Origin of the sequence: Limnochorda sp. L945t, from assembly GCF_035593305.1 — a bacterium.
Taxonomy (GTDB): Bacteria; Bacillota; Limnochordia; order Limnochordales; family Geochordaceae; genus Carboxydichorda; species Carboxydichorda subterranea.
In genome coordinates this window covers 1,439,143-1,464,763 of the sequence record NZ_CP141615.1, presented here as the reverse complement: position 1 = coordinate 1,464,763, position 25,621 = coordinate 1,439,143, and the positions used below count along the sequence as shown (strand labels likewise).

26 protein-coding genes and 1 tRNA gene are annotated in these 25,621 nt (G+C 69.8%); 18 read left to right on the top strand and 9 right to left on the bottom strand.

Translation table 11 applies throughout. The features are described from left to right. Positions 1-520: 520 nt before the first annotated feature. Both U7230_RS06945 and U7230_RS06940 read right to left on the bottom strand, forming a co-directional pair. Positions 521-817: a hypothetical protein gene (locus U7230_RS06945; protein WP_324717996.1), complete on the bottom strand. Its 297-nt coding sequence runs from the start codon at positions 815-817 to the stop codon at positions 521-523. Positions 818-905: 88 nt separating this feature from the next. Next, on the bottom strand, positions 906-1,187 hold the full coding sequence (locus U7230_RS06940; RefSeq protein WP_324717995.1) for a hypothetical protein: 282 nt from the start codon (positions 1,185-1,187) through the stop codon (positions 906-908). A gap of 251 nt (positions 1,188-1,438) precedes the next feature. On the opposite strand from U7230_RS06940, the gene U7230_RS06935 reads away from it, so the two are divergent. Further along, positions 1,439-1,807, top strand: a complete 369-nt coding sequence (locus U7230_RS06935) for a helix-turn-helix domain-containing protein (RefSeq protein WP_324717994.1) — start codon at positions 1,439-1,441, stop codon at positions 1,805-1,807. Between the two features lie 550 nt (positions 1,808-2,357). Here U7230_RS06935 and U7230_RS06930 read toward each other — a convergent pair. The 3 genes from U7230_RS06930 to U7230_RS06925 form a co-directional block, all read right to left on the bottom strand. Next, on the bottom strand, positions 2,358-2,549 hold the full coding sequence (locus tag U7230_RS06930; RefSeq protein WP_324718203.1) for a DUF2283 domain-containing protein: 192 nt from the start codon (positions 2,547-2,549) through the stop codon (positions 2,358-2,360). Beyond that, a complete protein-coding gene (locus U7230_RS15410) occupies positions 2,536-2,820 on the bottom strand; it encodes a DUF4258 domain-containing protein (protein ID WP_404980582.1) in 285 nt (94 codons plus the stop codon). Before U7230_RS15410 ends, U7230_RS06930 begins: the two co-directional genes overlap by 14 nt. 358 nt (positions 2,821-3,178) lie before the next feature. Beyond that, positions 3,179-4,364 (bottom strand): IS3 family transposase gene (locus U7230_RS06925; protein WP_324717993.1). Its coding sequence is split into 2 segments (ribosomal slippage): positions 3,179-4,106 and positions 4,105-4,364, totalling 1,188 coding nucleotides; the frame shifts between segments, so codons are not numbered across the junction. 207 nt (positions 4,365-4,571) lie between these two features. Here U7230_RS06925 and U7230_RS06920 point away from each other — a divergent pair. Continuing rightward, complete coding sequence (locus U7230_RS06920; RefSeq protein ID WP_324717992.1) at positions 4,572-5,720, top strand: L-lactate permease; 1,149 nt, start codon at positions 4,572-4,574, stop codon at positions 5,718-5,720. A gap of 119 nt (positions 5,721-5,839) precedes the next feature. Here U7230_RS06920 and U7230_RS06915 read toward each other — a convergent pair whose 3' ends face one another. From U7230_RS06915 to U7230_RS06900, 4 genes are all read right to left on the bottom strand, one after another. After that, the gene (locus U7230_RS06915) at positions 5,840-6,460 is read right to left on the bottom strand and encodes a CPBP family intramembrane glutamic endopeptidase (RefSeq protein WP_324717991.1); all 621 of its coding nucleotides are present in this window, start codon (positions 6,458-6,460) and stop codon (positions 5,840-5,842) included. Positions 6,461-7,089: 629 nt separating this feature from the next. Beyond that, positions 7,090-7,165, bottom strand: a tRNA-Cys gene (locus U7230_RS06910). Positions 7,166-7,268: 103 nt separating this feature from the next. Next, the gene (locus U7230_RS06905; RefSeq protein ID WP_324717990.1) at positions 7,269-7,574 is read right to left on the bottom strand and encodes a spore coat protein; all 306 of its coding nucleotides are present in this window, start codon (positions 7,572-7,574) and stop codon (positions 7,269-7,271) included. 20 nt (positions 7,575-7,594) lie between these two features. Continuing rightward, entirely contained in the window at positions 7,595-7,780 is a 186-nt protein-coding gene (locus U7230_RS06900; RefSeq protein ID WP_324717989.1) for a hypothetical protein, read from the bottom strand. A gap of 80 nt (positions 7,781-7,860) precedes the next feature. Here U7230_RS06900 and ytxC point away from each other — a divergent pair, with 80 nt between their 5' ends. The 16 genes from ytxC to U7230_RS06820 all read left to right on the top strand — a co-directional run bounded on the left by ytxC (position 7,861) and on the right by U7230_RS06820 (position 25,572). Beyond that, positions 7,861-8,907: a sporulation protein YtxC gene (ytxC, locus tag U7230_RS06895; RefSeq protein WP_324717988.1), complete on the top strand. Its 1,047-nt coding sequence runs from the start codon at positions 7,861-7,863 to the stop codon at positions 8,905-8,907. A gap of 56 nt (positions 8,908-8,963) precedes the next feature. Continuing rightward, positions 8,964-9,563 (top strand): DUF445 domain-containing protein, encoded by a 600-nt coding sequence (locus U7230_RS06890; RefSeq protein WP_324717987.1) that lies wholly within the window; start codon positions 8,964-8,966, stop codon positions 9,561-9,563. A 433-nt stretch (positions 9,564-9,996) separates the two neighbouring features. After that, complete coding sequence (gene thrS, locus U7230_RS06885; protein WP_324717986.1) at positions 9,997-11,922, top strand: threonine--tRNA ligase; 1,926 nt, start codon at positions 9,997-9,999, stop codon at positions 11,920-11,922. Positions 11,923-12,063: 141 nt separating this feature from the next. Then, a complete protein-coding gene (gene infC / locus U7230_RS06880) occupies positions 12,064-12,708 on the top strand; it encodes a translation initiation factor IF-3 (protein ID WP_324718202.1) in 645 nt (214 codons plus the stop codon). Positions 12,709-12,722: 14 nt separating this feature from the next. Beyond that, entirely contained in the window at positions 12,723-12,929 is a 207-nt protein-coding gene (rpmI, locus tag U7230_RS06875; protein ID WP_324717985.1) for a 50S ribosomal protein L35, read from the top strand. Between the two features lie 38 nt (positions 12,930-12,967). Beyond that, on the top strand, positions 12,968-13,342 hold the full coding sequence (gene rplT, locus U7230_RS06870) for a 50S ribosomal protein L20 (protein WP_324717984.1): 375 nt from the start codon (positions 12,968-12,970) through the stop codon (positions 13,340-13,342). Between the two features lie 113 nt (positions 13,343-13,455). Further along, on the top strand, positions 13,456-14,124 hold the full coding sequence (locus tag U7230_RS06865) for a potassium channel family protein (RefSeq protein WP_324717983.1): 669 nt from the start codon (positions 13,456-13,458) through the stop codon (positions 14,122-14,124). Next, positions 14,090-14,944 (top strand): TrmH family RNA methyltransferase, encoded by an 855-nt coding sequence (locus tag U7230_RS06860; RefSeq protein WP_324717982.1) that lies wholly within the window; start codon positions 14,090-14,092, stop codon positions 14,942-14,944. The genes U7230_RS06865 and U7230_RS06860 overlap by 35 nt, the downstream gene beginning before the upstream one ends. A gap of 71 nt (positions 14,945-15,015) precedes the next feature. After that, positions 15,016-15,111, top strand: a complete 96-nt coding sequence (locus tag U7230_RS06855; protein WP_324717981.1) for a YqzL family protein — start codon at positions 15,016-15,018, stop codon at positions 15,109-15,111. Positions 15,112-15,592: 481 nt separating this feature from the next. Continuing rightward, positions 15,593-16,576, top strand: coding sequence for a phenylalanine--tRNA ligase subunit alpha (pheS, locus tag U7230_RS06850; protein ID WP_404980648.1), 984 nt, complete (start codon positions 15,593-15,595; stop codon positions 16,574-16,576). Between the two features lie 15 nt (positions 16,577-16,591). Then, complete coding sequence (gene pheT / locus U7230_RS06845) at positions 16,592-19,108, top strand: phenylalanine--tRNA ligase subunit beta (protein ID WP_324717979.1); 2,517 nt, start codon at positions 16,592-16,594, stop codon at positions 19,106-19,108. 108 nt (positions 19,109-19,216) lie between these two features. Further along, entirely contained in the window at positions 19,217-19,453 is a 237-nt protein-coding gene (locus U7230_RS06840) for a cell division protein ZapA (protein ID WP_324717978.1), read from the top strand. Beyond that, positions 19,450-20,043: a CvpA family protein gene (locus U7230_RS06835; RefSeq protein ID WP_324717977.1), complete on the top strand. Its 594-nt coding sequence runs from the start codon at positions 19,450-19,452 to the stop codon at positions 20,041-20,043. Before U7230_RS06840 ends, U7230_RS06835 begins: the two co-directional genes overlap by 4 nt. After that, the gene (locus tag U7230_RS06830) at positions 20,040-21,800 is read left to right on the top strand and encodes a DNA polymerase/3'-5' exonuclease PolX (protein ID WP_324717976.1); all 1,761 of its coding nucleotides are present in this window, start codon (positions 20,040-20,042) and stop codon (positions 21,798-21,800) included. Before U7230_RS06835 ends, U7230_RS06830 begins: the two co-directional genes overlap by 4 nt. 45 nt (positions 21,801-21,845) lie before the next feature. Continuing rightward, positions 21,846-23,030: a stage II sporulation protein P gene (gene spoIIP / locus U7230_RS06825; protein WP_324717975.1), complete on the top strand. Its 1,185-nt coding sequence runs from the start codon at positions 21,846-21,848 to the stop codon at positions 23,028-23,030. A 43-nt stretch (positions 23,031-23,073) separates the two neighbouring features. After that, the gene (locus tag U7230_RS06820; RefSeq protein WP_324717974.1) at positions 23,074-25,572 is read left to right on the top strand and encodes an endonuclease MutS2; all 2,499 of its coding nucleotides are present in this window, start codon (positions 23,074-23,076) and stop codon (positions 25,570-25,572) included. Positions 25,573-25,621 lie beyond the last annotated feature (49 nt).

The following is a 25,621-nucleotide window of genomic DNA, read 5'->3' as shown; positions in this document are numbered from 1 at the left end:
GACCGGGGGGGAATCCTCGAGTCTCCTATGCACACGGCCTTGAGGCCGCACGTGCGTCCCCAGTTCGAGGCAGCTCCCCGACGGATGGCGTAACATGCGGTAGCCAACCCGCGGATATCAGAGTGCCAACCGTCGACGACATCCCCGGTCCGGTTCTACCCCGGTGGAGCACACGTGGGGGTTGACGGCCTCGTTCATATCCGTGAGACCGATTGTGCAGGGGCCTTTGCAGAAACCCGACCCCCGTCACCAGGGCGTCGGCATGCTCGGCGTACCGGGCCGGCCACGCAAGCCAGCCGGGCCACTCCGACGCTCCGACGTCGAACTCGTCCAGGGTGCCCTGGACGGGGGCCATCGTCATCGCGCACCACCTGTCGACGCATGGCGGGTGAGCAGATCCCGGGGCTTCTCCATCGTGGCGCGGGCCTCGTGCGGAGGGAACGCTACCTGGATTCCGTGCGTGTAGCGCTCCACCCCCTTTCCCTGGTGCGACGCCAGCCACCCGTCCAGGACCTCAGCTTCACCCGGCGGAGGCGCCGGCAGGTCGGCCATAGCGGATCCCCTCCACCTCGCAACTGCCGTCCGGCTCGAAAAACCGGACGACGACCTCCCGCACCTCCTGGACCTCCCAGGGCTGGCGGAGGGCTTGCATCATCAGGGGACTTTCCCGCAGGACACCCATCAGGTGGGCGTAGATAGCGGCGTGCTCCGGCTGGTCCCAGTACGCGCGCAGTCTGCGAGCGCCGCTCTGGTCCCACGGGAGAATGCCGAGCGCCCGCTCCCAGATGGCTCGGGCCATCCCCACGCACAGGGACACGGCTACATCACCCCCGACCCAGGGGTTCGCCCAGGGCCGGGGGTTAACTACAGGGTCGGCAGGCTGGCCGGCATGGCCGGCCCCCGTCCTACCGCGGCCGGCTTCGCTCCGCTGGGCTGGGCTTCGAGGAGCGCGGGCGGTATCCGCCTGCCCGTCCCGGGCGGACCTCCAGCAAGCCCAGGAGGACCAGGGCACGTGCCTGCTCCCGTGCATACGCATGCGAGATGCGGAAGACCGCGGCCAGGTCCCGGGAGGGGACGACCCTAGCGCCGCTGGCGCAGCGCGCCTGTACATGGGCGAGGATGTAGCCTTGCAGCGGCGTCAGGTCCTCGCCCTGCCCCCGGCTACGCCGCAGGCCGGCGCCCGCCAAGGGCGCGCACCCTTCCCGTCGCCCGATGCACAAGATACCACCGGCCGGCGCGGTCCCGGTACAGGCGCCAACCCCCCGGCGCCAGCCACCAGAGGACCCGCACCGGCCGCAGCATCCGGTACGGCACGTGCCCCCAACCCCACGGGTGCCCGGTCCGTCCGACCGAGCTTGATCGTTAGTCAGGTTCGATAGACTGTCAGCTATTCCTTCCGACCTTGCCGCAAGGAATGATGCCTTTGAGGGCCGCCACCATGGAGAGCCGACAGCAGGAACTCGGACGCTATCTTCGAGCCCTTCGCCGGCAGCAAAACCTGACGCAGGAGCAGCTCGCCGAGAAGGCGGGGATTCACCCGACCTTCATCTCCCGCATCGAAGGCGGCCGGGCCATGCCCTCTCTGGACGTGCTGACCCGGCTGGCGGGCGCGCTGGGCGTCTCGGCGGCCGACGTGCTGCGCGCCACCCTGCAGCCCGGGCAGCGTTCCGGACAGGCCGAGGACCTGCGCGCCGAGATCCACGAGCTTCTGGCGGCCGCGACACCCCAGCAGGTGCGCCTGGTCCGGGACTTCGTGGTGATGGTGCTGCAGGGTCGGCACTGCGCTGGCCCCGAGCTCGGCCGGTGAGGACGACCGACCCTCTCCCGTCCTGCGCCTCGCACCGAGTCGGCGGGTGGAGGTTTCCGGCCTAAGAAGCCGCGCGGAAAGCACCTGGGGAGGGCTTCGTACCCATGAACGAGAAGATCCCGGCCTCCACGGCCCCAGAAGCGGGACGGCCTCGTCGGCCAGGGCGTCCGGATAGCCGAAGCCGTTCCAAGCTTCGTGATGGGGGAGAATGGCCTGAACGGCCTCGTCCGGAAGCCGGGGCGGCCAGGGCCGGGGTGATGGCGGGACGGCGCCGGACTAGGCGAATGCGGTGCCGATGGACTAAGAAGAGTCGGGGTTTTGGCCGAGGTCGAACCGGAACTCCAGCAGCCGGCTCGCCCCTGATTCTACATGGCGCGTCCCGGGCCAACACGCGTTTCGGTCGTGCCAGGGATGCACTGCAGAACCTGGAGGTCGACTTCCCGGAACACCTCCGCCCAGTGCGGAGGAACTCCACCTGGTCACGGCCCCGGGCAGGGTGATAGGGGGCCAGCGTGCGGGTGATGGCTGGCCCGGCGACGATGGAAGCCGGTCAGTCGGCATCGAATTGTAACGAAGACACCGTGGCCTCTCCGAAGCGGGAAGCGAGCTTCAGCACTTCGAGGGCGACGACCGCACCGGTCGCGTCATAGTCAACGATTACGCCAGGTGCGACCTCCTCGGACTCAACGATCTCCGCCTCGCTGAGGCGCACGTACAGGGCATCCGCTTCACGGTCCAGCATGATGCGCACGGCGGCCACGTAGCCTCCTATCGAAGAACACTGTTACGACCTTTCGTTGCGCTCCGCTCGCAGCGATGACCACCCGAAGCCAGCGACCGCCGCGGTCTGCAAACATCCGGATACAGTGCGTCGTCCCGTCCGGCTGGCGCTGAATGAGGTCGGGAGACGTGAGCGTCTCGCGGACGAGCTTCTCGTCAATCCTCCGTTCCGCCATGACGTCTGTCGCATGCTTGGTGAAAACCAGCTCTTCCGTGGCGGTCGGCTCCTTCACCTGACGGTCTAAGTATACCGCGTCCGACCCCGCGGGCGTCCGCGTGCGGTGGCGGACATCCCCCTTCAGAGGCTCTGAGGCCGGTCGGTTTACCTCGGATATGTTCGCCTCGCCCGCCTTCCTGCAACACGAGGGTCAAACGCTCGGCCGCTGCGGTTCACAGCTTCAGCATGGGGCCGACAGTGTCGGGTGGGAGCCATGCCTTCGTTTTGTGACCAAGGGCAACGCGGCACCTGTTGGGCGAACCGTCGGAAATGCTGTTTTGTGACCGGGAGTGAACACCGTGGCACGCGGCTATCGGGTCTTCTTAGGGTCAGACCCGTATTGGAGTTGATCCGCTCCTGTGGACAGCCTGTGGCTAAGCAGCCGTAGCGGGGACTTCGTGGTGGAGGTGCCACCTCCTCTCGAAGTCCTGCGGACTCAGGTATCCCAGGGCCGAGTGGCGTCGACGACGGTTGTAGAAGGCCTCGATGGACTCGAAGACGGCCGTCTTCAGGGCCTGACGGGCCGGCCAGGACCTCCGGTCCAGCAGCTCCGTCTGCAGCGTGGCAAAGAAGCTCTCCGCCACCGCGTTGTCCAGGGCGTCGCCTACCGAGCCCATGGAGCCCAGGATCCCGGCCGCCTCCAGGCGGCGGCTGAAGACCAGGGAGGTGTACGGGGCGCCGTGGTCGGAGTGATGGACCCGCTCGCCCCGGGGCCGTCGATTCCCGACGGCCATGTTCAAGGCGTCGATGGCCAGCTCCGCCGTGGGCCGCTCCCCCATGGCCCAGCCCACCACCCGGCGGGAGAAGGCGTCGAGGACGGTCGCCAGGTACAGCCACCCCTCGTCGGTCGGGTGCTGGGTCAGGTCGGCCACCCAAAGGCGGTTGGGCGCGTCGGCGGCGAAGACGCGTTGCACCCGGTCCGGGAAGACCGGCCGGCGGGGGTCCCGGCGGGTGAGGCCCCGGGTCTTGCGCCGATGGGCTCCCTGCAAGCCCAGCTGCCGCATCAGCCGGGCCACCCGCTTGCGAGAGCAGGAGAGGCCGTGAGCCATGCGCAGCTCCGCCCACACCCGGGGCGCTCCGTACGTGCCCCGGCTGGCCACATGGATGGCCCGGATGCGATCCATGAGCGCCCGGTCTTGTTGGGCCCGCCGGGAGGGCGGGCGACGGCGCCATGCATCGTACCCGCTGGTGGAGACGTCCCGCACCCGACACCGCATGGCGACGGCGTGCTCGGCCTTCGGGTGCTCCACGAACCGGAACGCGGCTACCGGGTCCGGTCGGTCTCCCGAGCAAAGAAGGCCGCGGCTTTTTCAGGATCGCTCGCTCTTCCCGCAGGATGCGGTTCTCCCGGCGCAGCCGCTGCAGCTCTTCCCGTTCGGTCGTCGTCAGGCCCTCGCGCTCGCCGGCGTCCATCTGGGCCTGCCGCACCCATTTGCGCAGGGATTCGGTGGAGACCCCGAGGTCGGCGGCGATCTCCTTCTGCGTCTTGCCGGAGGTGCGTACGAGCCGCTCGGCCTCGGCGCGGAACTCCGGCGGATAGGGAGGTCGGGTTGGTGGCACGGGACACCCTCCTTGTTGGGGCTCCGCCCCAAGTGTGCAGGTGTCCACGGGATCGGATCAACCCCATTGCCGCCAACTCGTCGACCTTGCCCGGACCTGGTTGGGAGCCCATGTTGTGTTCACGGACATGGATCTCCGCCATGAATGGGGTCTTGGCCTCCCGTTCCCCGGTTCCGACATCAGCCTGCCGTTGGGCCGCCGTGGCCCGTGCTCCAGGCGGCGGTGCCCGATGCGCTGGCGCTGGGGGCCGAGGTCGGCGCGATCATGCTGGGGGGCGTGCTGCTCTACGAGCTGATGCGTCGCGCCGGGGCCTACAGGACCGTCGGGGCGTGGCTGGCACGGGAGGTAGCCGACCCGGCGGGTCGGTTGCTGCTGATGACGCTGGGGGTGGCTCCCTTCGTGGAGTCGGTGACGGGCTTCGGCGTGGGGGCGGTGGTCACCTATCCCCTGTTCGTGCAGATGGGATTTGCCCCGCAGGAGGCCGGCATCCTGGCCCTGCTCGGTCTGGTGGCCGTCCCCTGCGGGGCCCTGGCTCCGGGCACGTTGGTGGCGTCCAAGCTTGCCGGGGTGTCATTCCAGAGCCTGGGAGAAGCCAGCGCTGCTTTGTCCCTGCCCGTGTTTCTCATCTGCGGCGGGGCGGCGATGGTGGTGGGCATGGGGTGGCGCCAGGCGTCTCGCCAAACAGGTAAGCTGCTCATCGCGGCGGCGAGCCTGTGGGGAGGTATCTGGTTGGCCAACCGTTTTGCCGGTACCCCACCGGCCGGGGCGTTGGGGAGCCTGGCGGGGATCGGCGCGGGACTGGTCATGGGGCGAGCCAGCAGGGATCCGCTGAGGACCAGGGGGTCAACCTGGGAGCGGGCTGCGCCGCGGCCCGAGGAGGAGATGCCCGTCGTTCGAGCGCTTGTGCCATACGTCGCGCTGGTGGGGCTTCTGGTGATGTCCCCGGGGGTCGTCTCGTTGGCGGCTAAGATGGGATGGAGCCTGGAGGCGGCAGCCGGAAGCTCCCTGCCGTGGCTTTGGGCGACTTGTGGGTTCGCCTCCCTGTGGTTTCGCCTGAGCCTGCGCACGGTAGCGGCGGCACTGCGGGAAGCGTTGGCTCGCTGGGCGCCCGCTGCGTTGACGACGGTGCTTTTCGTTCTGCTGGGCAACGTGATGAGGGTTTCCGGCATGGCGATGGCCCTGGCGGAGGAGGCGTCCGAGCTCCGGTGGGGCTACCTGGCGCTGGCGCCGTGGGTGGGAGCCCTGGGAGGATTCATCACGGGCTCCAACACCGGCGCCAACGCCATGTTCGCGGCTGCGCAGGCCGGGGCCGCCGTACGATTGGGCTACCCGCGCTTGACGTCTCGTGAGAGGTAAACGGCCACGGCCAGGAAGGGCAACGCCGGGATGCCACCGGCTACCAGGCTCGGCGGATGCCCCATCGCCCCCTGGCCGCAAGCGGGGTGCGGCCGGGGCGGTCCGTCGCTCAGCGCGCGTCAATCTTCTCGGCCGCTCACCTGCGGTTCCCGGCGGGGCAAGAACCACCCCTTCTTGCCAAACACGCTCATGACGAAGTTGATAAGAAAGTGAGCCCACACTGAGGTCCACAGGCTTCCGGTGAGCCAGTAGCCGAGACCCAACGCCAGTCCGATTGCCCATGCTCCACCGAGGAGGACGGGTTGCTTGAGATAGCGGACGTGGGTCGCTGCAAAGATCACCGCAGCGATGGGGATACCCAAGAGGGCGGAGGACAGCCAGTCCACGAGGAGCGATTGGATGGCCGCGCGAAAGAAGAGTTCCTCGGCGACGGCAGTCAGGGCCATGAGCAAGAAGATGTGGAGATGGCTCAGGTTGCTCAGATAGGCATTGGTTCCGTCGTCGGCCCACAGCCGGTCGGGCAGCAGGGTGGCCACGGCGATCTCAAACATTACGACGGCGAGGGCCAGAGCCGTTCCCCAACCCAAGACCTGCCAGGGGTCCGGCCGCGCCACGAAGCGCGTCCACCAACCGTGGTCACCACTGTGGCTCATCCACAGGATGACGAGACCCAGAACGCCGAAGTTGGCCGTGGTCAAGTACAACAGCGGCAGCGAAATGGGCCGCTCTTGCTGTCGCATGTTTCTTCCGACTCCTGTGCTTCAGGGAAACGCTCTTGATGAGATGAGAGGCGCTGCCGACGCCATTGTATCGGGGGGTCGCCCCACTGGGAAGGGACCAAGAACTCGGCTGTCGTCCGGCGGCCCGGCGGCCCGTTTCTGGCAGAGCGGGAGCCGAGCTGGAGTATCTGCGTCTCCGCACTATGACCGTTTCGGCCACCAGTTCCTCGGTGACTTTCCGCTCGGCCATCACGTCCAAAGCATGGTGCCTCGTTCTTACTGGCCCAGGGGGTCCACCCCAACGTGGTGCAGGAGGTCTTGGGCCATAGCACCACCCGGGTCACCATGGACACTTACTCCCATTTGCTGCCAGGGGTTGGCCCTCAGGTGGACAAGGAGCTTGACCGGCTCCTCCGAGGGGGTGGGCAGGAAGCGACGTAGCGGGAATGGCAGGAATGGCAGGATGCGTTCCTGTCTGGACGCCAGAGGCCCCGTGGTCGGGGCTTTTTGGGTTGGGTGCCAGGCCCACCTGCCACCCGCGGATCGATCACCCCGGGTGGGTCGTGGGGGAGACAGGCGGGCGGATTGGCAAATGGAATAGCAGAAAGGGGGCGTTGCCATTCCGGAGTTCGGGAAAGCCTCGTCGTTACTGGAGGCGGCGGCCGGACTCGAACCGGCGAGTAGAGGTTTTGCAGACCTCCGCCTTGGCCCCTTGGCTACGCCGCCCCGCTGCTGAGAGCGCCCAGGCTCATGATACGAGAAGGGCGGGCCCTCGTCAACGGGAGGGCCCGCCCGAGTCCGCAGGAAGCCGGCGCGGCAACGCGGGTCGCTACACCCTCAACCCGCCGCCGTCCCGCATGTAGCCTGCACCTGCCTGGACAGGCACGCCCTGGAAGTACTGGCGGACCTTCTGGATTTCGGTGGCGTCGGCCCTGCCCGAGGGGAGGTACCAGCCCTTCTGCTCCATCAGGCGGTAGAGCTCCCACTGGGCGCCCTCGTCGAACTGGCGCATCTGGAGCAGGGTGTTGCGCAAGTTGATGTCCGAGCACTCGATGGCGGCCTTGGTGAGCCCGGTCGCCCGGTGCTTGAGCATGTCGAGCACGTCCGAGGCGATTTCCTTGTCGGTGAAAGGCACGGACCCGTTGCCTCCTTCCCTCAGCCGAGGAAGCCGAGGAGCTTTTGCACGTTGTTGTTGCACTCGTTGGCGAGGTGCTGGAGGTGGTTGCGCAGCTCGGGATCGCGGCAGTTCTGGACGTAGAGGTTGAGCTTTTCCACCGCCAGCCTCTCCTCGCCGATGAAGTGGCGGAGCGTGTCGAGCTCCATCATGGTGAGGTGTGCCACCGCTGGATCGCCTCCCTTCCTGATCATCGTCGGTCGGCAGGCTTAGTATGTACCGCTCCGCCGGAGGACCCGCCCGGGACATGAAGGGACGGCGCCCGGGGGATGCTGTGCGGGGATGCACCATGATGACGGTTGGCGTCTGGCGGAGCCACCGGGAGGTCGTGGCCTCGCGCCTCGACCAGGCGGTGGGCATGCTGAGCGACAAGGGCATCATGACCCGGGTGACCGAGAGGGTCGACGGCTCCTACACCTTCTTCGTCTACGAGCTGGGGCCGGCCGACGGGCCTGCCGGTCCGGGCAGTCCGGCTTCGGCGTGGGCGCCCATCCTGCGGTCGCACCTGGCGGGCCTGTTGGCGGACGCGGTGCTGGGGCCCCTGACGGACCGGTGGCTCGCCCGCTTCCTGGCGACCGAGGCCCGGCGGCGCCGCTACGACTTGTCGGCGGCGCGCCGTGCCAGGGCCCTGCAGCTTGCCCGGCAGCTCGTGGAAGGTCCCGATGCGGGGGACGGGGCAAATGGCGGCATGACGCCACCTGTGACAGCTCCCCCGGCAGGGACGGCCGGCCAGGGGCGCACCGGCGCGACGAACCTGGCGAGATGGCACGCGCGCGTGGCGCGCCAGATCCTGGAGAGCCTGACGGAACGCCCCGACGGCCTGGTGCTCGAGGGGATCGTCTGGTTTCGATTGGGCGCCTACGTGCAGGCCCTGCGGCGAGCCGCAGCCGCTGCCGTCGGGGAACTGGCGGCCGAGCGAGAAGAGCAGCGGAGCACCGGACCATGGCGCAGCCTGTGGCTGGGCCCGCCGCCCCGCATCTACGAGGTGCACGTCCTGCGAGGCAGCGCCGGCAAGCTGCGGATCGTGGACCGGTGGGGGATGCCGGCTACCCGGCGCTATCCGGGCGACACCAGCGCGTCCGACAGCTTCACCGAGGAGGTCGCCGTCGCCCAGCTGGTCCGGCTCAACCCGCGGCGGATCTTCATCCACTTGCCGGACGAGGCGACCATCCAGTCCGCCGTGCGGGCGGCCTTCCCGGGGCGGGTCCACACGTGCCGGGGATGTCCCCGTTGCAGCGCCCGGCAGGCGGCCAGCACACCCTCGCCTTCTCCGACGCCGGCACCGGCCCATTGATATCGAGGTGACGCCGGCAGGGCCGGAGAAAGCCGGTGGCACGGGGGGGCAGGGAAGTGGTTACACTTCGGCTGCTGACGGTGCCCCTGGTGGCAGCCGGCATCGGGTGGATCACCAACGTCGCCGCCGTACGCCTGCTTTTCTGGCCGATCCGGCCCATTCGCATCTGGGGCACGCGCTGGTACCTGCAGGGCATCTTCCCGCGCCGCCAGCATGAGATCGCGCGCGGCATCGGCGAGCTGGTCGAGCGGGAGCTCCTGCGGCCCGAGGATCTGGTCGCGGGGATCGATGGCGCCCGGTACCGGGAAGAGGCGGTATGGGTCCTGGAAGGATACGTCGCGCGCCGCATGCAGACCCAGTTGCCCCGTTTCTTGCCGGCAAGCGTGCGGGACGCCATGGTGGCGTACGCCGTCCGGGTTACCCGGCAGGAGGCAGGCCGGGCGATGGAAGCGATCACGGACCGGCTCAAAGAGCGTCTGCAGGAGCAGCTGCGGGTCTCGTCGCTGCTCGGCGAGAAGCTGGAGCAGCTGGACCTGGTCGACTTCGAGGGGATCATCCTCCGGCTGATTGGCCGGGAGCTGCGCTGGATCGAGGTTTTGGGCGCCGTCATGGGCTTTCTCGTGGGAGTCGTCCAGATGCTGCTCCTGTGGCCCTAGCCGGCTTGGTGGCCTTGACCCGGGCCGGCGGCTCCGCTAACATGAGGGCAAGCCAGAAGCCACGGGCAGCTCAGCCCAGGCTTTTTCGCCATGAGGCGAGGATCGGGACCCGTGGGCTCAGCCGGCGCCATCAAGAGAGCCGGAGCCTCGCAGGGCGAGGCTGGGAGCTCCGGCTGGCCGCCCGAGCCCATGACCACCCGGGAGCCGCGATCCGAAAGGCCGCAGGGCCGGCCGAGTAGGCGTCGCCGGGAGGCCCGTTACAGCCGCCGGAGCGGGTGAAGCCCCGAGGCTCTCTGTTACGTGAAGCTCAGGGGCCGTCACCAAGCAGGGTGGAACCGCGGGAGTCCGACCGACGTCGTGGAAGCACGGGTCTCCCGTCCCGGCAGGGACGGGAGACCCTTTCGTTTGCCGGCGCGAGAAGGAGGCGGGAGGCATGGCAGTGACGGGACAGCGGGTGCAGGTGTGGATCAAAGGGGCCGGGGAGCCCTCGTGGGCCGAGCCCGGGGAGAGTGTCCAGGAAGTCGCGCTGCGCCTTGCGCCCGGCAAGGCCAGGGATGCGGTCGTGGCGCGGCGCAACGGCACGCTGGTGGATTTGAAGGCGCCGGTCGGCGAGGGCGGTGAGATCGAGCTCCTGGACGCACAATCGCCGGCGGGGCTTGACGTCGTCCGGCACAGCACCGCCCATCTCATGGCCCAGGCGCTGCAGCGGTTGATGCCGGGCACGCGGCTTGCGATCGGCCCCACCATCGAAGACGGGTTTTACTACGACGTGGCGCCCCCGCGCCCGCTCTCGCCCGACGACCTGCCCGCCATCGAGGCGGAGATGCGCCGCATCGTGGCCGAAGACCTGCCCGTCGAACGCGAGGAGTGGCCCCGGGAGGAGGCCCTGCGCTTTTTCCGGGAGCGGGGAGACGCCTACAAGGTGGAGATCCTGGAAGAGCTGGTCGACCAGCCGAAAGTGAGCCTCTACAAACAGGGAGAGTTCATCGACCTGTGCCGGGGGCCGCACGTGCCGAGCACGGGTCACCTGGGCCACTTCAAGCTGCTCCACCTGGCGGGGGCTTACTGGCGGGGCGACTCCCGCCGGGACATGCTGACCCGCATCTATGGGACGGCCTTCGCCTCCGACGAGGCTCTGGCGGAGCACCTGCGCATGTTGGAAGAGGCGGCACGCCGGGATCACCGCCGGCTGGGCCGGGAACTCGGCCTCTTCCTGTTCGCCGACGAGGGCCCGGGGTTCCCGTTCTGGCTGCCCGCGGGCGTCATCGTTCGAAACGCCCTGGTCGAGTTCTCCCGGGCGGAGCAACAGCGCCGCGGCTACCTCGAGGTGAGCACGCCCCTGGTGCTGCGGGATTCGCTCTGGCGCCGGTCGGGGCATTACGACCACTACCGGGAGAACATGTACTTCACGGAGATCGAGGGCGAGAGCTTCGCCATCAAGCCCATGAACTGCCCCGGCGCGTTCCTCATCTACGCCTCCGAGGTGCGCAGCTACCGGGATCTGCCCCTGCGGCTCATGGAATTCGGCCTGGTGCACCGCCACGAGCTGTCCGGCGTGCTCAACGGGTTGAAGCGGGTGCGAGCGTTCACCCAGGACGACGCCCATCTCTTCCTGCGCCCCGACCAGATCACCCAGGAAGTCGTCGGGGTGCTGGAGCTCATCGAACACATCTATGGCACGTTTGGCTTTGCGTACCGCATCGAGCTGTCGACCCGCCCCGACAACGCCATGGGCCCGGAAGAGCTCTGGGATCAGGCGACGGCGGCGCTCCGGGAGGCGCTCGATCAGAGCGGCCGGCCCTACCAGGTCCATGAGGGAGAAGGGGCCTTCTACGGGCCCAAGATCGACTTCCACGTGCGGGACAGCCTCAACCGCAGCTGGCAATGCGGGACGATCCAGCTCGACTTCATGAACCCCGAGCGCTTCGACCTCACCTACGTGGGGCAGGACGGGCAAAAGCACCGCCCGGTCGTGATTCACCGGGCGCTGTTCGGGAGCCTGGAGCGGTTCCTGGCCGTACTCATCGAGCACTACGCCGGGGCGCTGCCGCTGTGGCTGTCTCCGGTGCAGGTCCGGGTCATCCCGGTGGCCGACCGGCACGCGCCGAGGGCCGGGGAGGTGGCGGGGCGGCTGGTGGCGGCGGGGCTGCGGGCGGAGGTGGACGCCCGGGAGGAGAAGCTCGGCTACAAGATCCGGGACGCCCAGGTGCGCAAGGTGCCATACATGGTGGTCATCGGGGATAAGGAGGTCCAGTCGGGCCTGGTGGCGGTGCGCCACCGGTCGGAAGGGGACCTGGGAAGCATGGGCCTCGAGGAGCTGGAGCGACGCCTCGTGGAGGAGGCCGCCGCACGGCGCTGAAGAAGAGGTCGGCCCGTCCATGGGGAAGCCTGGCGCGCCGGGACGTGGCGGCGCGGCCGCTGTGAGCGGCTGGGTGCGGTTGACGCCATGAGGGACGCATGTTAGAATCGCCGCGCACCGTACCGGCGGGGCACGGTTTACCTGTCCGCCGGCCGGGATCGTTGCGGGGGTGGGATCATCAGACAGGAGCTCCGGGTCAACGAGGAGATTCGAGCCAGGGAGGTCCGGGTGGTCAGCCCGGAGGGACAGCAGCTCGGTATCCTGCCGGTACGCGAGGCCTTGCGCCTGGCACACGAAAGGGATCTGGACCTGGTCGAGATCGCTCCGCATGCCAACCCTCCCGTGTGCCGGCTGATGAACTACGGGAAGTACAAGTACGAGCAGAGCAAGAAAGAACGGGAAGCCCGCAAGCGCCAGAAGATCGTGGACCTCAAGGAGATCCGCATGACTCCCAAGATCGAGGACCACGACTTCGAGGTGAAGCGCAAGGCCGCGGAGCGTTTCCTGTCCGATGGCGACAAGGTGAAGATCACGGTGCGGTTCCGGGGCCGGGAGATCGTCCACTCGGACCTGGCCCGCACCATGCTCAACCAGCTCGCGCAGAGCCTGGGCTCCATCAGCACGGTGGAGCGGCCTCCGCGGATCGAAGGCCGCCACATGATCATGATCCTGGCACCCCGCACTGACGTGCAGGCCAACAAGCCTGCCGCCGCGCCTGCCGCTCCGGTGGAGGCGACCGGGTCTCCGGCCGGTGTGGCCGGCGGGCGCGCGGCGGCCGAAGGGTGAAGGAGTCGAGCCAGATGCCGAAGATGAAGACGCACCGGGGCGCGGCCAAGCGTTTCCGGACCACGGCCTCGGGCCGCCTGCGCCGGCGCCACGCCTATCACAGCCACTTGCTGGGGCCCAAGTCGCCCGATCGCAAGCGCCGGCTCACGTCGGACGCTTTCGTCTCCGAGCGGGAGATGCCCCGGATTCGCCGGATGCTGCCCTATTCGCAGTACCTGTGAGTGCTTCGTGAGCTCGTGCTGAGGAGGATGCGACCACCATGCCCAGGGTGAAGGGTGGGCCGTACACCCGCCGGCGCCACCGCAAGATCGTCAAGCTGGCCAAGGGCTACTGGGGGGCTCGCCACCGGTGGTTCCGCATGGCCAACCAGTCGCTGCTCAAGGCGTGGAGCCACGCGTACCGGGGGCGGCGCCTCAAGAAGCGGGACTTCCGCCGCCTGTGGATCACCCGGATCAACGCAGCCGCCCGTATGCACGGGATGTCGTACAGCCAGTTGATGAGCGGGCTGTCCAGGGCGGGTGTAGCCATCAACCGCAAGATGCTCGCTGACCTGGCCGTCCACGACGACCAGGCCTTCGGCCAGCTGGTGGAAGCCGCCCGCCAGGCCCTGGCCGTGCCGGCGCCGGCGGGGTGAGGCCGGCCTGCAGGGCCAGGTAGCGATCAGGCAGCGGTAGCCATCGTGCTCGAGCAGCCGGCCCGACGCCTCGTGGCCGGTTTTTCGCGGGTTCCTGGCAGGGGGTGGGGTAGATGGCCATGCGCCGGCGGCGTACCCGCCAGTTCGCCGTGATAGGGTTGGGGCGGTTCGGCTCGAGCGTCGCCTCCACCCTTTACAAGCAAGGGCAGGAAGTCCTGGCGATCGACAACGTCGAGGACCGGGTACAGGAGATGGCGCCTCACGTCACTCACGCCGTGCAGGCCGACGCCACCGACGAGCAGGCCATGAGGGCCATCGGGATCCGCAACTTCGACGTGGTCATCGTGGCCATCGGCGAGATCGAGGCCAGCATCCTGGCGACCTCCGTGGTGAAGGGGCTGGGCGTGCGCTACGTGGTGGCCAAGGCGCTCAGCGACCTCCACGGCCGGGTGCTCGAGAGGGTGGGCGCCGACCGGGTCGTCTATCCGGAGCGGGACATGGGCGTCCGGGTGGCGCACAACCTGCTGTCGGGTAATATCATCGACTACATCGAGCTGATGCCGGGTTACAGCATCGTCGAGGTGACGGCCAAGGAGGGCTTCATCGGGCGGACGCTCAGGGAGCTCGACTTCCGGGCCAAGTACGGCATCACGGTGCTGGCCATCCGGCGAGGGACCGAGGTCATCGTGGCTCCCAACCCGGACACGACGATCGAGAAGGAAGACGTGCTGGTGGCGATGGGAGAGGATGAGCGACTCGAAGAGCTCGAAGCCCTTCCTTGAGAGCCCCCGCCACCCGCTGGTGCAGGCCCTCAAGCAGCTCAAGGAGAAGCCGGCCGAGCGCCGGCGCCAGGGCCGCTTGCTTATCGAGGGACGCCGCCTGATCCAGGACGCGCTCGACGCGGGCGTACAGGTCGACGTGATCCTGGCCGGGGAGCAGGCGGCGGGCGACCCGGCGACGGCCGAGCTGCTCGAGCGAGCCCGTAGCGCAGGAAGCCGCGTTTACGCCTGCGGCCCCCGGGTCATCCGGGCACTGGCCGACACGGAGCATCCCCAGGGCATCGTCGCTGCGGTGGCGGCCCGCGAGCCGGCACTGCCCGCTCCCGAACAACTCGAGCCCCCGGTCGTCCTCGTCGACGGCGTCCAGGATCCGGGCAACGTCGGCACCATCGTCCGAACGGCCGCAGCCGCCGGGGTAGGGGCCGTCGTCCTCGACCTCCACTCGGCCGACCTGTGGAACCCCAAGGTGGTTCGCGCGAGCGCGGGCGCCGTCTTCCGGGTCACCGCCGTCCGACTGGAGCGGCCGGGCGCGCTGGAGGAGCTGGCCGGCCGCCTTCGGCGGCTCGGATGGGCCATCATGGGGCTCGACCCTCGTGGGGGGCGGCGTTACTTCGACGAAGCCCTCACCGGGCGGGTGGCGCTGGTCGTGGGCAGCGAGGGCTGGGGCCTGTCGGAGGCCATGGAAAAACAGTGCACCCACCTGCTCCGGATCCCGCTCGAGGCAGGGGTGGAATCCCTCAACGTCGCCACGGCTACGGCCATCGTCCTCTTCGAGGCGGCCCGCCAGCGTGCCCGAGCTCTGGAAAACGGCGGCCGGTTGTGAGCAGGACCGAGCCCGTGATATAATGCGCACAGCGTTAGAGCGGCCACGGCGTGGAGGGTGGGCTCCGTCGGATGCTCACGGCCGACTTCTTCTGGAAGCTGTTTGAGGCCACGGGTTCCATCACCGCCTACCTGCTCTACCGGCAGGTCAAGAGTCTCGCTCGGTAAATCCGGATCACGTCACAGGCGATGACGAAGAGGAGTACTGCGCAGCACCCGCCCCAGGGAGGGGAACGGCCGCAGACTGCAAGCCGCCCCGGCAGGGTCGCGCAGGAAGTTCGCTTCTGAGCTGCCGGCTCAACGCAGGGGACGGCCGGGCAACCGGGCTCCCCGCAAGTAGGCCGTGCCGGGCGCCTCCGTTATCGGGCGCGGGGTTCGGGGGTCGAGGGCCGTCGAAGGCGGCCCGGTCGAGCCGAAGGACCCTTGGCACGAGTGGGTGGCCTGCGAGACTGTCTGTCAGGCGCCAACCAGGGTGGTACCGCGGGAAGCGGTTCTTCTCGTCCTTGGAGAAGAGCCGCTTCCCGTTTTTTCGTTCGTCAGGAGGGGCGTGTATATGGGAGAGAAGGGCGCGGGCACGTCACGGCCGGCTTCACGGCCTGCGAGCGCAGGCGTCGACGGGCCGTCCATCGAGCAGCTGCGCGACGAAGCGATGCGCCGCATCGGCGAGGCTACGGATCCGAAGGCGCTCGAGGCGGTACGGGTCGAGCTCGTAGGGCGTCACGGGCAGCTCACCGCGATGCTGCGCAGCCTGGGGCGGCTACCCGACCCGGAGCAACGGCGCCGCGTAGGCCAGCTGCTCAACGAGCTCAGAGCCCAGCTCGAGCAGGCGCTGGAGTCCAGGCGGCTTGCGCTGGAGGAGGAGGCTCACCGGCAACGGATCGAGCAGGAACGGGTGGACGTCACCCTCCCCGGGCGCAAGCCGGCAGTGGGGCGAGTGCACCCCGTCTATGCGACGCTGGCGGACGTGCTGGAGCTTTTCGTCGGCATGGGGTTCGAGGTGGTGGAAGGCCCGGAGGTAGAGCTCGATTACTACAACTTCCAGGCTCTCAACATCCCCAAGGACCACCCGGCCCGGGACATGCAGGACACGTTTTACGTGACCGACGAGGTGCTGCTGCGCACCCACACCTCTCCCATGCAGATCCGCACGATGGTGCGCCGCGATCCGCCGGTGCGGGTGGTCGTGCCGGGGAAGGTGTACCGGCGTGATGCGGACGTGACCCACTCGCCGGTGTTCCACCAGGTGGAAGGGCTGCTGGTCGACGAGGGCGTAACCATGGCCGACCTCAAGGGGGTGCTCACGGAGTTCGCCCGGGGGCTGTACGGGCCGCAACGCCCGGTGCGCTTCGTCCCCAGCTACTTCCCGTTCACGGAGCCCAGCGCCGAGATGTACGTCCAGTGCGGGGTGTGCAAGGGCGCGGGATGCCGCAGCTGCAAGGGGAGCGGATGGCTCGAGATTCTCGGGAGCGGGATGGTGCATCCCCAGGTCCTGCGCAACGTGGGGTACGACCCGGAGCGGGTGAGCGGCTTTGCGTTCGGGATGGGGATCGAGCGGATCACCATGCTCCGCTATGGGATCGAGGACATCCGGCTGCTCTACGAAAACGACCTGCGCTTCCTCCGGCAGTTTTGAGCGAGGTGGACCAGCATGCGTTTGCCGCTGAGCTGGCTTCGAGCTTACGTAGAGGTGCCCGTCGACGCCGACGAGCTCGCCAGGCGGCTGCAGCAAGCGGGCATCCCGGTCGAGGGATGGTACAGCCGGGCAACAGGAGGCCCGGCCAGCGAGCTGTCGGGAATCCGGGTGGGGCGTATCGTGGCCGTGGAGCCTCATCCGTCCAGCCGCCACCTGGTCGTCGCCCGGGTCGACGTGGGCGACGGCGTGCTGCAGGTGGTCACCGGGGCGCCCAACGCCCGGGCGGGGATGCTGGCGCCGGTGGCGGCGGCGGGCACGTACGTGGCGCCCATGAAAAGCCGCGTCGAGGCGGTGCAGATGGGCGGGGTCGTCTCTCAAGGGGTACTCCTGAGCGCCAGGGAGGCCGGCATCGGAGAGGACACGTCGGGGTTGCTGGAGCTGCCGGAAGGGGTGCGGCCCGGGGCGCCCCTGGCCGAGGCCCTGCATCTGGCCGACGACGTGCTCGAGATCGAGACGTATCCCAACCGGCCCGACTGGATGAGCGTCGTGGGGCTCGCGCGCGAGGTCGCGGCCGTGTGGGACCTCCCCCTCGACCTTCCGCCCGTGGAGTATCCCGAGGCCGACCCGGACGCTGCCCGAGCGTGCGATGTCGCGGTGGAGTCCTACGACGACTGCCCGCGCTACGTGGCGCGCCTCGTCTATGACGTCCCGAAGGGTGCCACGCCGTGGTGGATGGTGCAGCGGCTCTACCTGGCCGGCATGCGCAGCATCTCCCCGGTCGTCGACGTCACCAACTACGTGATGCTGGAGCTCGGCCAGCCGCTGCACGCCTTCGACCTCGACCGGCTCGCCGAGCATCGCATCGTGGTGCGCCGGGCCCGCCCGGGCGAGACGATGGTGACCCTCGACGGCCAGGAGCGGCCTCTCGACCCCTCCATGCTGGTCATCGCGGACGCGGCCGTCCCCCAGGCGCTGGCGGGGCTCATGGGCGGGCAGGCCAGCGAGGTGGGGCCGCGTACCCAGGCCGTGCTGCTGGAGTCGGCCACCTTCCATCCGGCCCTCATCCGGAGGACCTCCCGCCGGCTCGGGTTGCGGACGGAGGCGTCCGCCCGGTTCGAGCGGGGCCTGCCGGTCGACCTCGCCGAATGGGGATCTCGCCGGGCCTGCCACCTGTTGCGCCAGATGGGCGCCCGGGTGGCCCGCGGCAGTGTCGACCGGAGGGTAGAGCAAGGCGGCACGGGACGCCGGACGACCGTCGTCCTCGACCCCGTGCGGGTCAATGGCCTGCTGGGGACGTCACTCGGCCCCGATACGATGGCCAAGCGCCTGCGAGCTCTCGGCATGGAGGTGCACCCGGCCGCGCCGGGAGCCGGGCAACTGGCGGTGGTCGTGCCGGCGTGGCGGCGCGATATCCAGGAAGAGGCCGATCTCGCCGAAGAAGTGGCCAGGTTGGGCGGATACGACGCCATCCCGACCACGCTGCCGCGTTCGACGGCGCCGGGGCGAATGCCTCCGGAGGTGGCGTGGGCGTGGGAGGTGCGCCGGGTGCTGGCGGCAGCCGGACTCTACGAGGTGCTGACGTACTCGTTCATGGATCCGGCGGAGCTGTCAGCCCTTCGGCTCCCGGCCGAGCACGAGTGGTTGCAGGCCGTGCCCGTCGCCAATCCCCTGGCGGCCGACCAGGCTTACCTTCGCACCACGCTGGTAGTGGGGATGTTGCGGGCGGTCAGGCTCAACGTGGCGCGCCGGCAGGGGGACATCCGGCTGTTCGAGGTGGGGCGGGTCTTCCTGCCGAGGAGTAGCGGGGACGGCCGGGACGACGGCGCGACGGCCGGCATCCGGGCCGGTACGGTGCCCGAGGCGGTGAGGCTCCAGGATCGCCTGCTCCCGCAGGAGCCCCTGCGGGCAGCCATCGCGCTCCTGGCGGTGCCGGGCCTGATGGAACGCCACTGGTACGGCCCGCCCCGGGCGTACGACTTCTTCGACCTCAAGGGGCTGCTCGAGGCGGTGGCGGAGGCCCTCGGGGTCGAGGTGCGCTGGCAGGCCGCCGAGCGTCCCGGCTTCCATCCCGGGAGGACGGCGTCGCTGTTCGCCGCAGCCGGCGAGAAGGAAGTGGAGCTGGGTTTCTCCGGAGAACTGGACGCTCAGGCCTGTGTGCGACTGGACATCCCGGGCCGGCTCTATCTGGCCGAACTCGCACTCGACGCCATGTACTCGGCCAGGAGACCGGTGCGGGTAGAGCCGCTGCCGAAGTTTCCGGGAGTCCAGCGGGACCTCGCGCTGGTGGTCGGCAAGGCGACGCCCGCGGCCGAGGTGGAGCGACTGGTGGCGCAGTACGCCGGCCCGTGGGCCGAGCAGGTGCGCGTCTTTGACGTCTACGAGGGCCCGGGGCTGCCGGCAGGAATGAAGAGCGTGGGGATCTCCGTAAGCTATCGTGCACCGGATCGCACCCTGTCCGACGAAGAGGTGGACAGGGCCCGGCTGGAGCTGCTGGACCGGCTCGAGCGCCACGGGATCCGCCTGCGGGTCTAGCCTTGGAGGAGGCTCTCGAAACTTCCCGAATGGCTAGAGCCGGGGAGGTGCCCGGGTATCGCCACGCTGGAAAGCGCCCGGGACGAGCGGCCGGCTGGCGGGGAACCGGTGCGGGTACGCATCGCGGGGAGCACCTACGCGCTTCGCGGGCCGGCCAGTGAGGAGCACCTCCGGGCTCTGGCGGGGGAGCTCGACCGGAGGTTGCAGGCGGTCATCCGGCGCAACCCCAGGCTCGCCCTGCACCAGGCTGCGGTACTGTGCGCGCTCGAGATCCTCGAGGAGCTCGAGGAGCAGCGGAGAAAGGAGCACCGGCCGCGGCGCCGAACGGGACGGAGCACGCCGTGAGCGGGCAAGCACCCTGGACGTGGCTTGACGCGATTTGGATCATCATCCTGGCGGCTTTGCTGTTGCGTGGCTTCTTGCGCGGCTTCGTGCAGGAGCTGATGGAGCTCTTGGTGCTGGGCCTGGCGTTGTACGCTGCAGCCCGGCTATACCAGCCCTTCGCCCTCTGGGTCGTGGAGCGGCTACCCGTGCTGCCGGATCAGGCCAGCCGGGCGCTCGCCTTCGGCGTGGTGGTCGCCGGCATCCTGGCCATCGGCACGACGCTGACGGGGATGGTGGCGCACCTGGTGCGGCTTTCCCCTCTTTCGTGGCTGGACAGCCTCGGGGGCGCCCTGGTGGGAGTGGGCAAGGGGCTCGTCGTGGTGGCGGCCGCCGTGGTGGTGTTGGCCGGGCTTCCGCCCGGCGACTTGAGGGACGAGCTGTCGGACTCCCGCATTTCCCGGCAGTTGAGGGCCGTGCTTCCCCACATCTGGGGAGAGGTGCGCCAGGCCTTCCCGGAGATGCTCCCGCCGCTGCCCGCCCTCGAGGGCAGCAGTACGGCCACCGGGTCAGCACGGTCGCGGCTCGCGCTCGGGGGCGGGCCGATCCTTTGAAAAACCTGGAGTTGGCGGCCCAGTTCGACCGGATCGCCTCCTTGCTCGAGGTCCTCTCGGAGAGCCCCTTCAAGATTCGTGCCTACCGGCGCATCGCCCGAACGCTCCTCGAGCTCCCGGAGCCGATCGAGGACGTCGCCCGCGAGGGGCGGCTGCGGGAGATCCCCGGGGTGGGCGACGCCATCGCGGGCAAGATCGAAGAGTACTTGTCCACCGGCCGGATCGGCCTTCTGGAGCGCCTCAAACAACAGATCCCCGAGGGCGTCCTGGAGCTGATGGCCATCCCGGGCATCGGAGCCCGAACGGCCCGCCTGTTGTACGAACAGCTCGGCGTCGCGTCGCTGGCCGAACTGGAGGCGGCGGCCCGGGCGGGGCGCATCCGGCAGCTCAAGGGCATGGGCCAGCGCAGCGAAGCGGCGATCCTCGAGGGTATCCAGCAGTGGCACCGGCAGGCAGGACTCCATCCCATGCCGTACGTGCTCGGCCCGGCGGAAGCACTGGCGGCAGCCGTCCAGAAGTTGCCGGGAGTTGCGCGCGTGGACCTGGCAGGCGCCGTCCGCCGGGCGGAGGAGATGGCCGAGCAGGCCGAGCTGGTGGTGGCCGCTGCCGACGTGGCGGGGGCAACCGGCGCCATCCGGGTGCAGCTCGGGGCGGAAGCCCTCCTCCAACCGGGCCCATGGCCGGGGACGCTGCGGGTGAGCGGCCCGGTGGCCGGAGGCGTGACGGCCGAGGTCCTCGTGGTGCCGCCCGAGGCGTACGCCGCGGCGCTCTTCTTCCGGACGGGCCCTGCGCGGCACGTGGAGCAGGTGTCCGAGAGGCTGGCGGACCGCGGGTGGCGCTGGGAGGGCCTGCGCCTGGTCTCGAGCCTCGAGCCGGAGCGGGAAGGGGCCTCGGTGCGAGACCCGTCGAGGGCGCCGGCCTCGGAGCCGGACATGTACCGGCTGGCAGGCCTTCCCTGGATTCCGCCGGAGCTGCGGTGGGGGGAGGACGAAGTCGAACGAGCCGCGCGGGGCGAGTTACCGCCCCGCCTCGTCGAGGTGTCGGACATCGTCGGCGACCTCCACACCCACACCGTGGCCAGCGACGGCGTGGCGACGCCCGAAGAGATGGTCGAGGGAGCTCGGGCGTCAGGGCTGCGATACCTCGCGGTCACCGACCACTCCCCGTCCCTCACGATTGCCCGGGGGCTCACCGTGGAGCGGCTGCGCGCCCATCGCCAGCACCTGCGGGCGCTTTCGGAGCGGACGGGCTTCCCGCTGCTCACGGGAGCGGAGGTCGACATCCGCCCGGACGGGACCCTGGACTACCCGGACGACGTGCTGGCCTCGCTCGACTGGGTCGTCGCGTCCATTCACTCCCACTTTCGGCTCGACGAGGCGGCGCAAACTCGGAGGCTGCTGGCAGCGTGCGAGCACCCGGCGGTGAAGGTGCTGGGGCATCCCACCGGACGACTGTTGGGCCGCCGGGAGGGGTATCCCGTGGATCTGGAGGCGGTGCTCGACCGGGCCGCCGAAACGGGGACGGCCGTCGAGATCAACGCCAGCCCCGACCGGCTCGACCTGTCCGCTCGCTGGGCCCGCAGGGCCCGGGCCCTGGGCGTGCGGATCGTGGTCTCCACCGACGCCCACTCGCCGGCCCAGCTCGGTTTCCTGCGATACGGGGTGCTGACGGCCCGCCACGCGGGCCTCGCTCCCGACGACCTGCTCAACACCCGCCCGCTGGAAGAACTCATCCAAAGCGTCAAACCTCACCGGTAGGGATCCGCCCGGGGCCGGGCAGGCTACTGCCCGGAGGGAACAGGCATGGGCGGAATCGGACGGCCGGACCGCTCCCGGGCCGCCTGGCTCCTCGTGACCGTCCTCGCGTGGTCCTGGGGCACCAGCGGAGCTCTCGCCGCAGAGGCCCGCCTCGCCGGAAGCGGGGCAGACGAAGATCTCCACCGGTTCGTGCGGCTCGTCGCTGCGGATGGAGAGCCGCTTCTCGTCACGGGTTTCCCCCTTTCTACAGGCGACCGGTTCGTGGCCCCGGACGACCGGATGTTCGAAGTGGTCAGTGTGAAAGACGGGCTGGCGCGCGCGCGGGAGCTGGGACGCGTCCGCACGGGGTCGGCGCTGCTGCGCCCGCTGCTGGCCATGCCGGGCTCGGGGCCGGGCCCGAGCGTCGCGGAGGCGGCCGCCGCGCCCCCCACGGCAGCCGGCACCCGTACCTCCGGGAGGCTGCGAGGCCCCATCGCCATCTACCACACCCACAGCGACGAGTCGTATCTGCCCACATCGGGCCGCACCAACGTGCCGTGGAACGGGGACGTCTTCAAAGTCGGGGCCGTGATGAGCGAACTCTTCCGCCGGGCCAGGGTACCCGTCTATCACTCCTACGCTCGCCACGACCCTCACGACGGCCTGGCGTACGCCCGGTCCCGCAGGACCGCCATGCGGCTGCTGCGGTTGAGACCGTCTAGCTTGATCGACGTGCACCGCGACACGCCCCCGGCGTGGGTGTACCGGACCGAGATCGGCGGGCAGACGATGAGTGCGGTCTTGCTCGTGGTCGGCAGGCAAAACCCGGGCATCCGGGCCAACGAGGCGTTCGCCTTCTCCATCAAGGGGTACGCCGACCGGACCTACCCCCGCCTCATCCGGGGCATCCTGTACGCGGCCGGCGACTACAACCAGGATCTGCATCCCCGCGCCATCCTGACCGAGGTCGGCTCCACCTACAACACGCTCGGGGAGGCCGAACGGGGCGCTCGCCTCTTGGCAGGGGTCTTTCCGGCTGTGCTGGCAGGCATCCGCGTCAACCCGAGGGAGCAGCCACCTCCCGACCCGACCCGGGTTGACCGGGTAGCCTCCAGGAGCGGGTGGCAGACGGCCTTCGCCATCATCGTGGTGGTGGCAGCGGGCGGCGCCATCTTCCTTTTGATCAACGAAGACGGGTACGAGTGGCTCGCCCGGTGGAAAGAACGGCTGGCCCGCCGCCTGCGCCTGTAGCGTGCTAGAATAGCCCTGGCCTTTTTCGGGGGAGGTCGGGGCGTTGCCGCAGGAGCCCGTTGCCGACGACACGACGCTCGACATCCTGGAGTTTCCCGCGATCGTGGCGGCCGTCGCCCGGCGTACCGCTACGGTGATGGGGCGCGAGCGGGCCCAGGCCCTCCGGCCGCGTGCCCGGCTTGCGGAGGTCGAGCTGGTGCAGCGCCAGACTTCCCAGATGCGGGCGCTGCTCGAGAGCGGTGCGGCGCCGGCCGGCGTACCGCTTGCCGTGCCGGACGTGCGGGACGCGTTGCGCCGGGCCCGCAGCGGGGCTTCGCTCACCGGGGAAGAGCTCGCGCGGGTGGCCGACGCGGCGGAAGGCATGGGCCGGCTCCGGGAGTTTTTCGCAGAGAAGCTCTCGTCCCTCGAGGATAGCTCGGCCCTGCGGCCCTGGGCGGACGGGCTGCCCGACGCGAGCGCGCTCGTGCGAACGCTTCGCAAGGCCATTGGACCCAACGGGGAGGTGCTGGACAGCGCCTCTCCGCAACTCGCCGCCGTCCGCCAGCGCCTGCGCCGGGCCATCCAGCGGGTGCACGAGGCGCTCGAGAGCCTGGTGCGTTCGCCGCTGGGTCGCCAGGCGCTGCAGGAGCCCATCGTCACCCACCGCATGGGGCGGTACGTGGTGCCCGTGCGACAGGAATGCCTCCACATGGTGCCGGGCATCGTGCACGATGCGTCGGGCAGCGGGGCCACGCTGTTCGTGGAACCGTTGAGCGTCGTGCAGGCCAACAACGTCGTCCGCACGGAGCAGGCGAGCGAACAGGCCGAGGTCGAGCGAATCCTGCGACGGCTGACGAGGGAGGTGGCCCAGGCCGGGCAGGCGCTGGAGCAGGGGCTTGCGACGGTGGGCGAGGTCGACGCCATCGTGGCCCGGGCGCGCCTCGGCATCGACCAGCGTGCGGTGGCTCCCGTCCTCACCGCGGAGCCGAGCGTGGTGGTGCGCCAGGCCCGCCATCCGTTGCTCACGGGGCCGGTAGTGCCCATCGACGTGGAGGTGGGACGGAGTTTCCGGATCCTCGTCGTGACGGGGCCCAACACGGGAGGCAAGACGGTCGCACTCAAGACGGTCGGTCTGCTCACGCTGATGGCGCAGGCGGGGTTGCACGTCCCGGCGGAACCGGGAACGGCGATCGGCCTGTTCACCCGAGTGCGGGCCGATATCGGGGACCAGCAGAGCGTCTCGAACAACCTCAGCACCTTTTCCTCGCACATGCAGCGGATCATCCCGATGCTGCAAGAGGCGGACGAGCACACGCTGGTGCTGCTCGACGAACTGGGGGCCGGGACGGACCCGGAAGAGGGCGGAGCCCTCGGGTGCGCCATCCTGCAGCGGCTGCTGGAGCGAAAAGCCCGGGTGATCGTCACGACCCACCTGACCGATCTCAAGCTGATGGCCCACGCGACCCCGGGCATGGCCAACGCCAGCGTGAGCTTCGACACCGAGACGCTGCAGCCCACGTACCGGGTGGTGATGGGCGCGCCCGGGCAGAGCCAGGCGATCGCCATCGCCCGGCGCCTGGGGCTGCCGCCCGAAGTGGTGGAGGAGGCGCGCCGGCGCCTGGGCGCCGAGCGGGTGCGGGCAGACGCCCTCATTGCGGAGCTCCAACAAGCGCTCGACGCGGCCAGGCGACGTCTGGAGGAGGCCACCGCGGCCCGGGACGAGGCCAGGCTTCACGCTCGCCATCTGCAGGCAGAGCTGGAGAAAGCCAGGCGCAGGCGCCAGGAGGTCGTGCAGCGGGCCATGGACGACGCGCAGGCCTGGGCCCGAAGGGCGCGCCTCGTCTTCGAGAGCCTGGTCGAGGAGGGCAAGAAGGCGGCCAAAGAGGGCCGGATCGACGAGGTGCGCCGGTTGCGGCGGCAGTTCGCGGTCGCCCGGGCCGGGCTCGAGGAGCAGGGGATGCGCCTGCTCTCCGACGGGGGCAGCGTGGGAGCCGTCGAGGAGCCCGTGGCCGCGGCCGCCGGACCGGCCGTCGGCGGCCGCGTCGAAGAGCCGGGAGCGCTTCAGGTGGGCCAGCGCGTATGGGTCGCACCGCTGCGATGTGCAGGGGTCGTCATGGAGACGGCCGATCCCCAGGGACAGGTGCTGGTGCAAGCGGGGGCGGTGCGGACCCGGGTGCCGGTCCGGCAGCTCTCCTGGGTCATCGAGGCGGGCGAGGGGCAGGCCGCCGGGGAGGGCGGCACGGCCGGGACGGCTGCCGGCGCGGCCGGTGCGGTGGGCGCCGATCAGGTCAGGGGTTTGGGGCTTGCCAAAGCGACATCCGTCTCGCCGGAGATCGATCTCCGAGGGCGCACCGTCGAAGAAGCCACGGCAGAGCTGGACAAATACCTCGACGACTGCACCCTGGCGGGCGTGGAGCAGGTGCGGATCATCCACGGCAAGGGCACCGGAGCGCTGCGGGAGGCGGTCCGGGCCTATCTGGCCCGCAGCAGCCGGGTGCGCACCTACGCCCCGGGAGAGCCGGCCGAAGGCGGCGACGGGGTCACCGTCGTGCGCCTCGCTTGAAGCCTGCAGCGGCAAGCGAGCTCAGGGGCCGGTGATGAGCCCGGCGGTC

Bases quoted from the DNA above. Each gene is read 5' to 3' on its own strand.
- U7230_RS06935 (WP_324717994.1), top strand. From the start codon at position 1,439: ATGGAGAGCCGACAGCAGGAACTCGGACGCTATCTTCGAGCCCTTCGC.
- U7230_RS06930 (WP_324718203.1), bottom strand. From the start codon at position 2,549: ATGCTGGACCGTGAAGCGGATGCCCTGTACGTGCGCCTCAGCGAGGCG.
- U7230_RS06915 (WP_324717991.1), bottom strand. From the start codon at position 6,460: ATGCGACAGCAAGAGCGGCCCATTTCGCTGCCGCTGTTGTACTTGACC.
- ytxC (WP_324717988.1), top strand. From the start codon at position 7,861: ATGAAGGGACGGCGCCCGGGGGATGCTGTGCGGGGATGCACCATGATG.
- thrS (WP_324717986.1), top strand. From the start codon at position 9,997: ATGGCAGTGACGGGACAGCGGGTGCAGGTGTGGATCAAAGGGGCCGGG.
- rpmI (WP_324717985.1), top strand. From the start codon at position 12,723: ATGCCGAAGATGAAGACGCACCGGGGCGCGGCCAAGCGTTTCCGGACC.
- rplT (WP_324717984.1), top strand. From the start codon at position 12,968: ATGCCCAGGGTGAAGGGTGGGCCGTACACCCGCCGGCGCCACCGCAAG.
- U7230_RS06865 (WP_324717983.1), top strand. From the start codon at position 13,456: ATGGCCATGCGCCGGCGGCGTACCCGCCAGTTCGCCGTGATAGGGTTG.
- U7230_RS06860 (WP_324717982.1), top strand. From the start codon at position 14,090: ATGAGCGACTCGAAGAGCTCGAAGCCCTTCCTTGAGAGCCCCCGCCAC.
- U7230_RS06855 (WP_324717981.1), top strand. From the start codon at position 15,016: ATGCTCACGGCCGACTTCTTCTGGAAGCTGTTTGAGGCCACGGGTTCC.
- pheS (WP_404980648.1), top strand. From the start codon at position 15,593: ATGCGCCGCATCGGCGAGGCTACGGATCCGAAGGCGCTCGAGGCGGTA.
- pheT (WP_324717979.1), top strand. From the start codon at position 16,592: ATGCGTTTGCCGCTGAGCTGGCTTCGAGCTTACGTAGAGGTGCCCGTC.
- spoIIP (WP_324717975.1), top strand. From the start codon at position 21,846: ATGGGCGGAATCGGACGGCCGGACCGCTCCCGGGCCGCCTGGCTCCTC.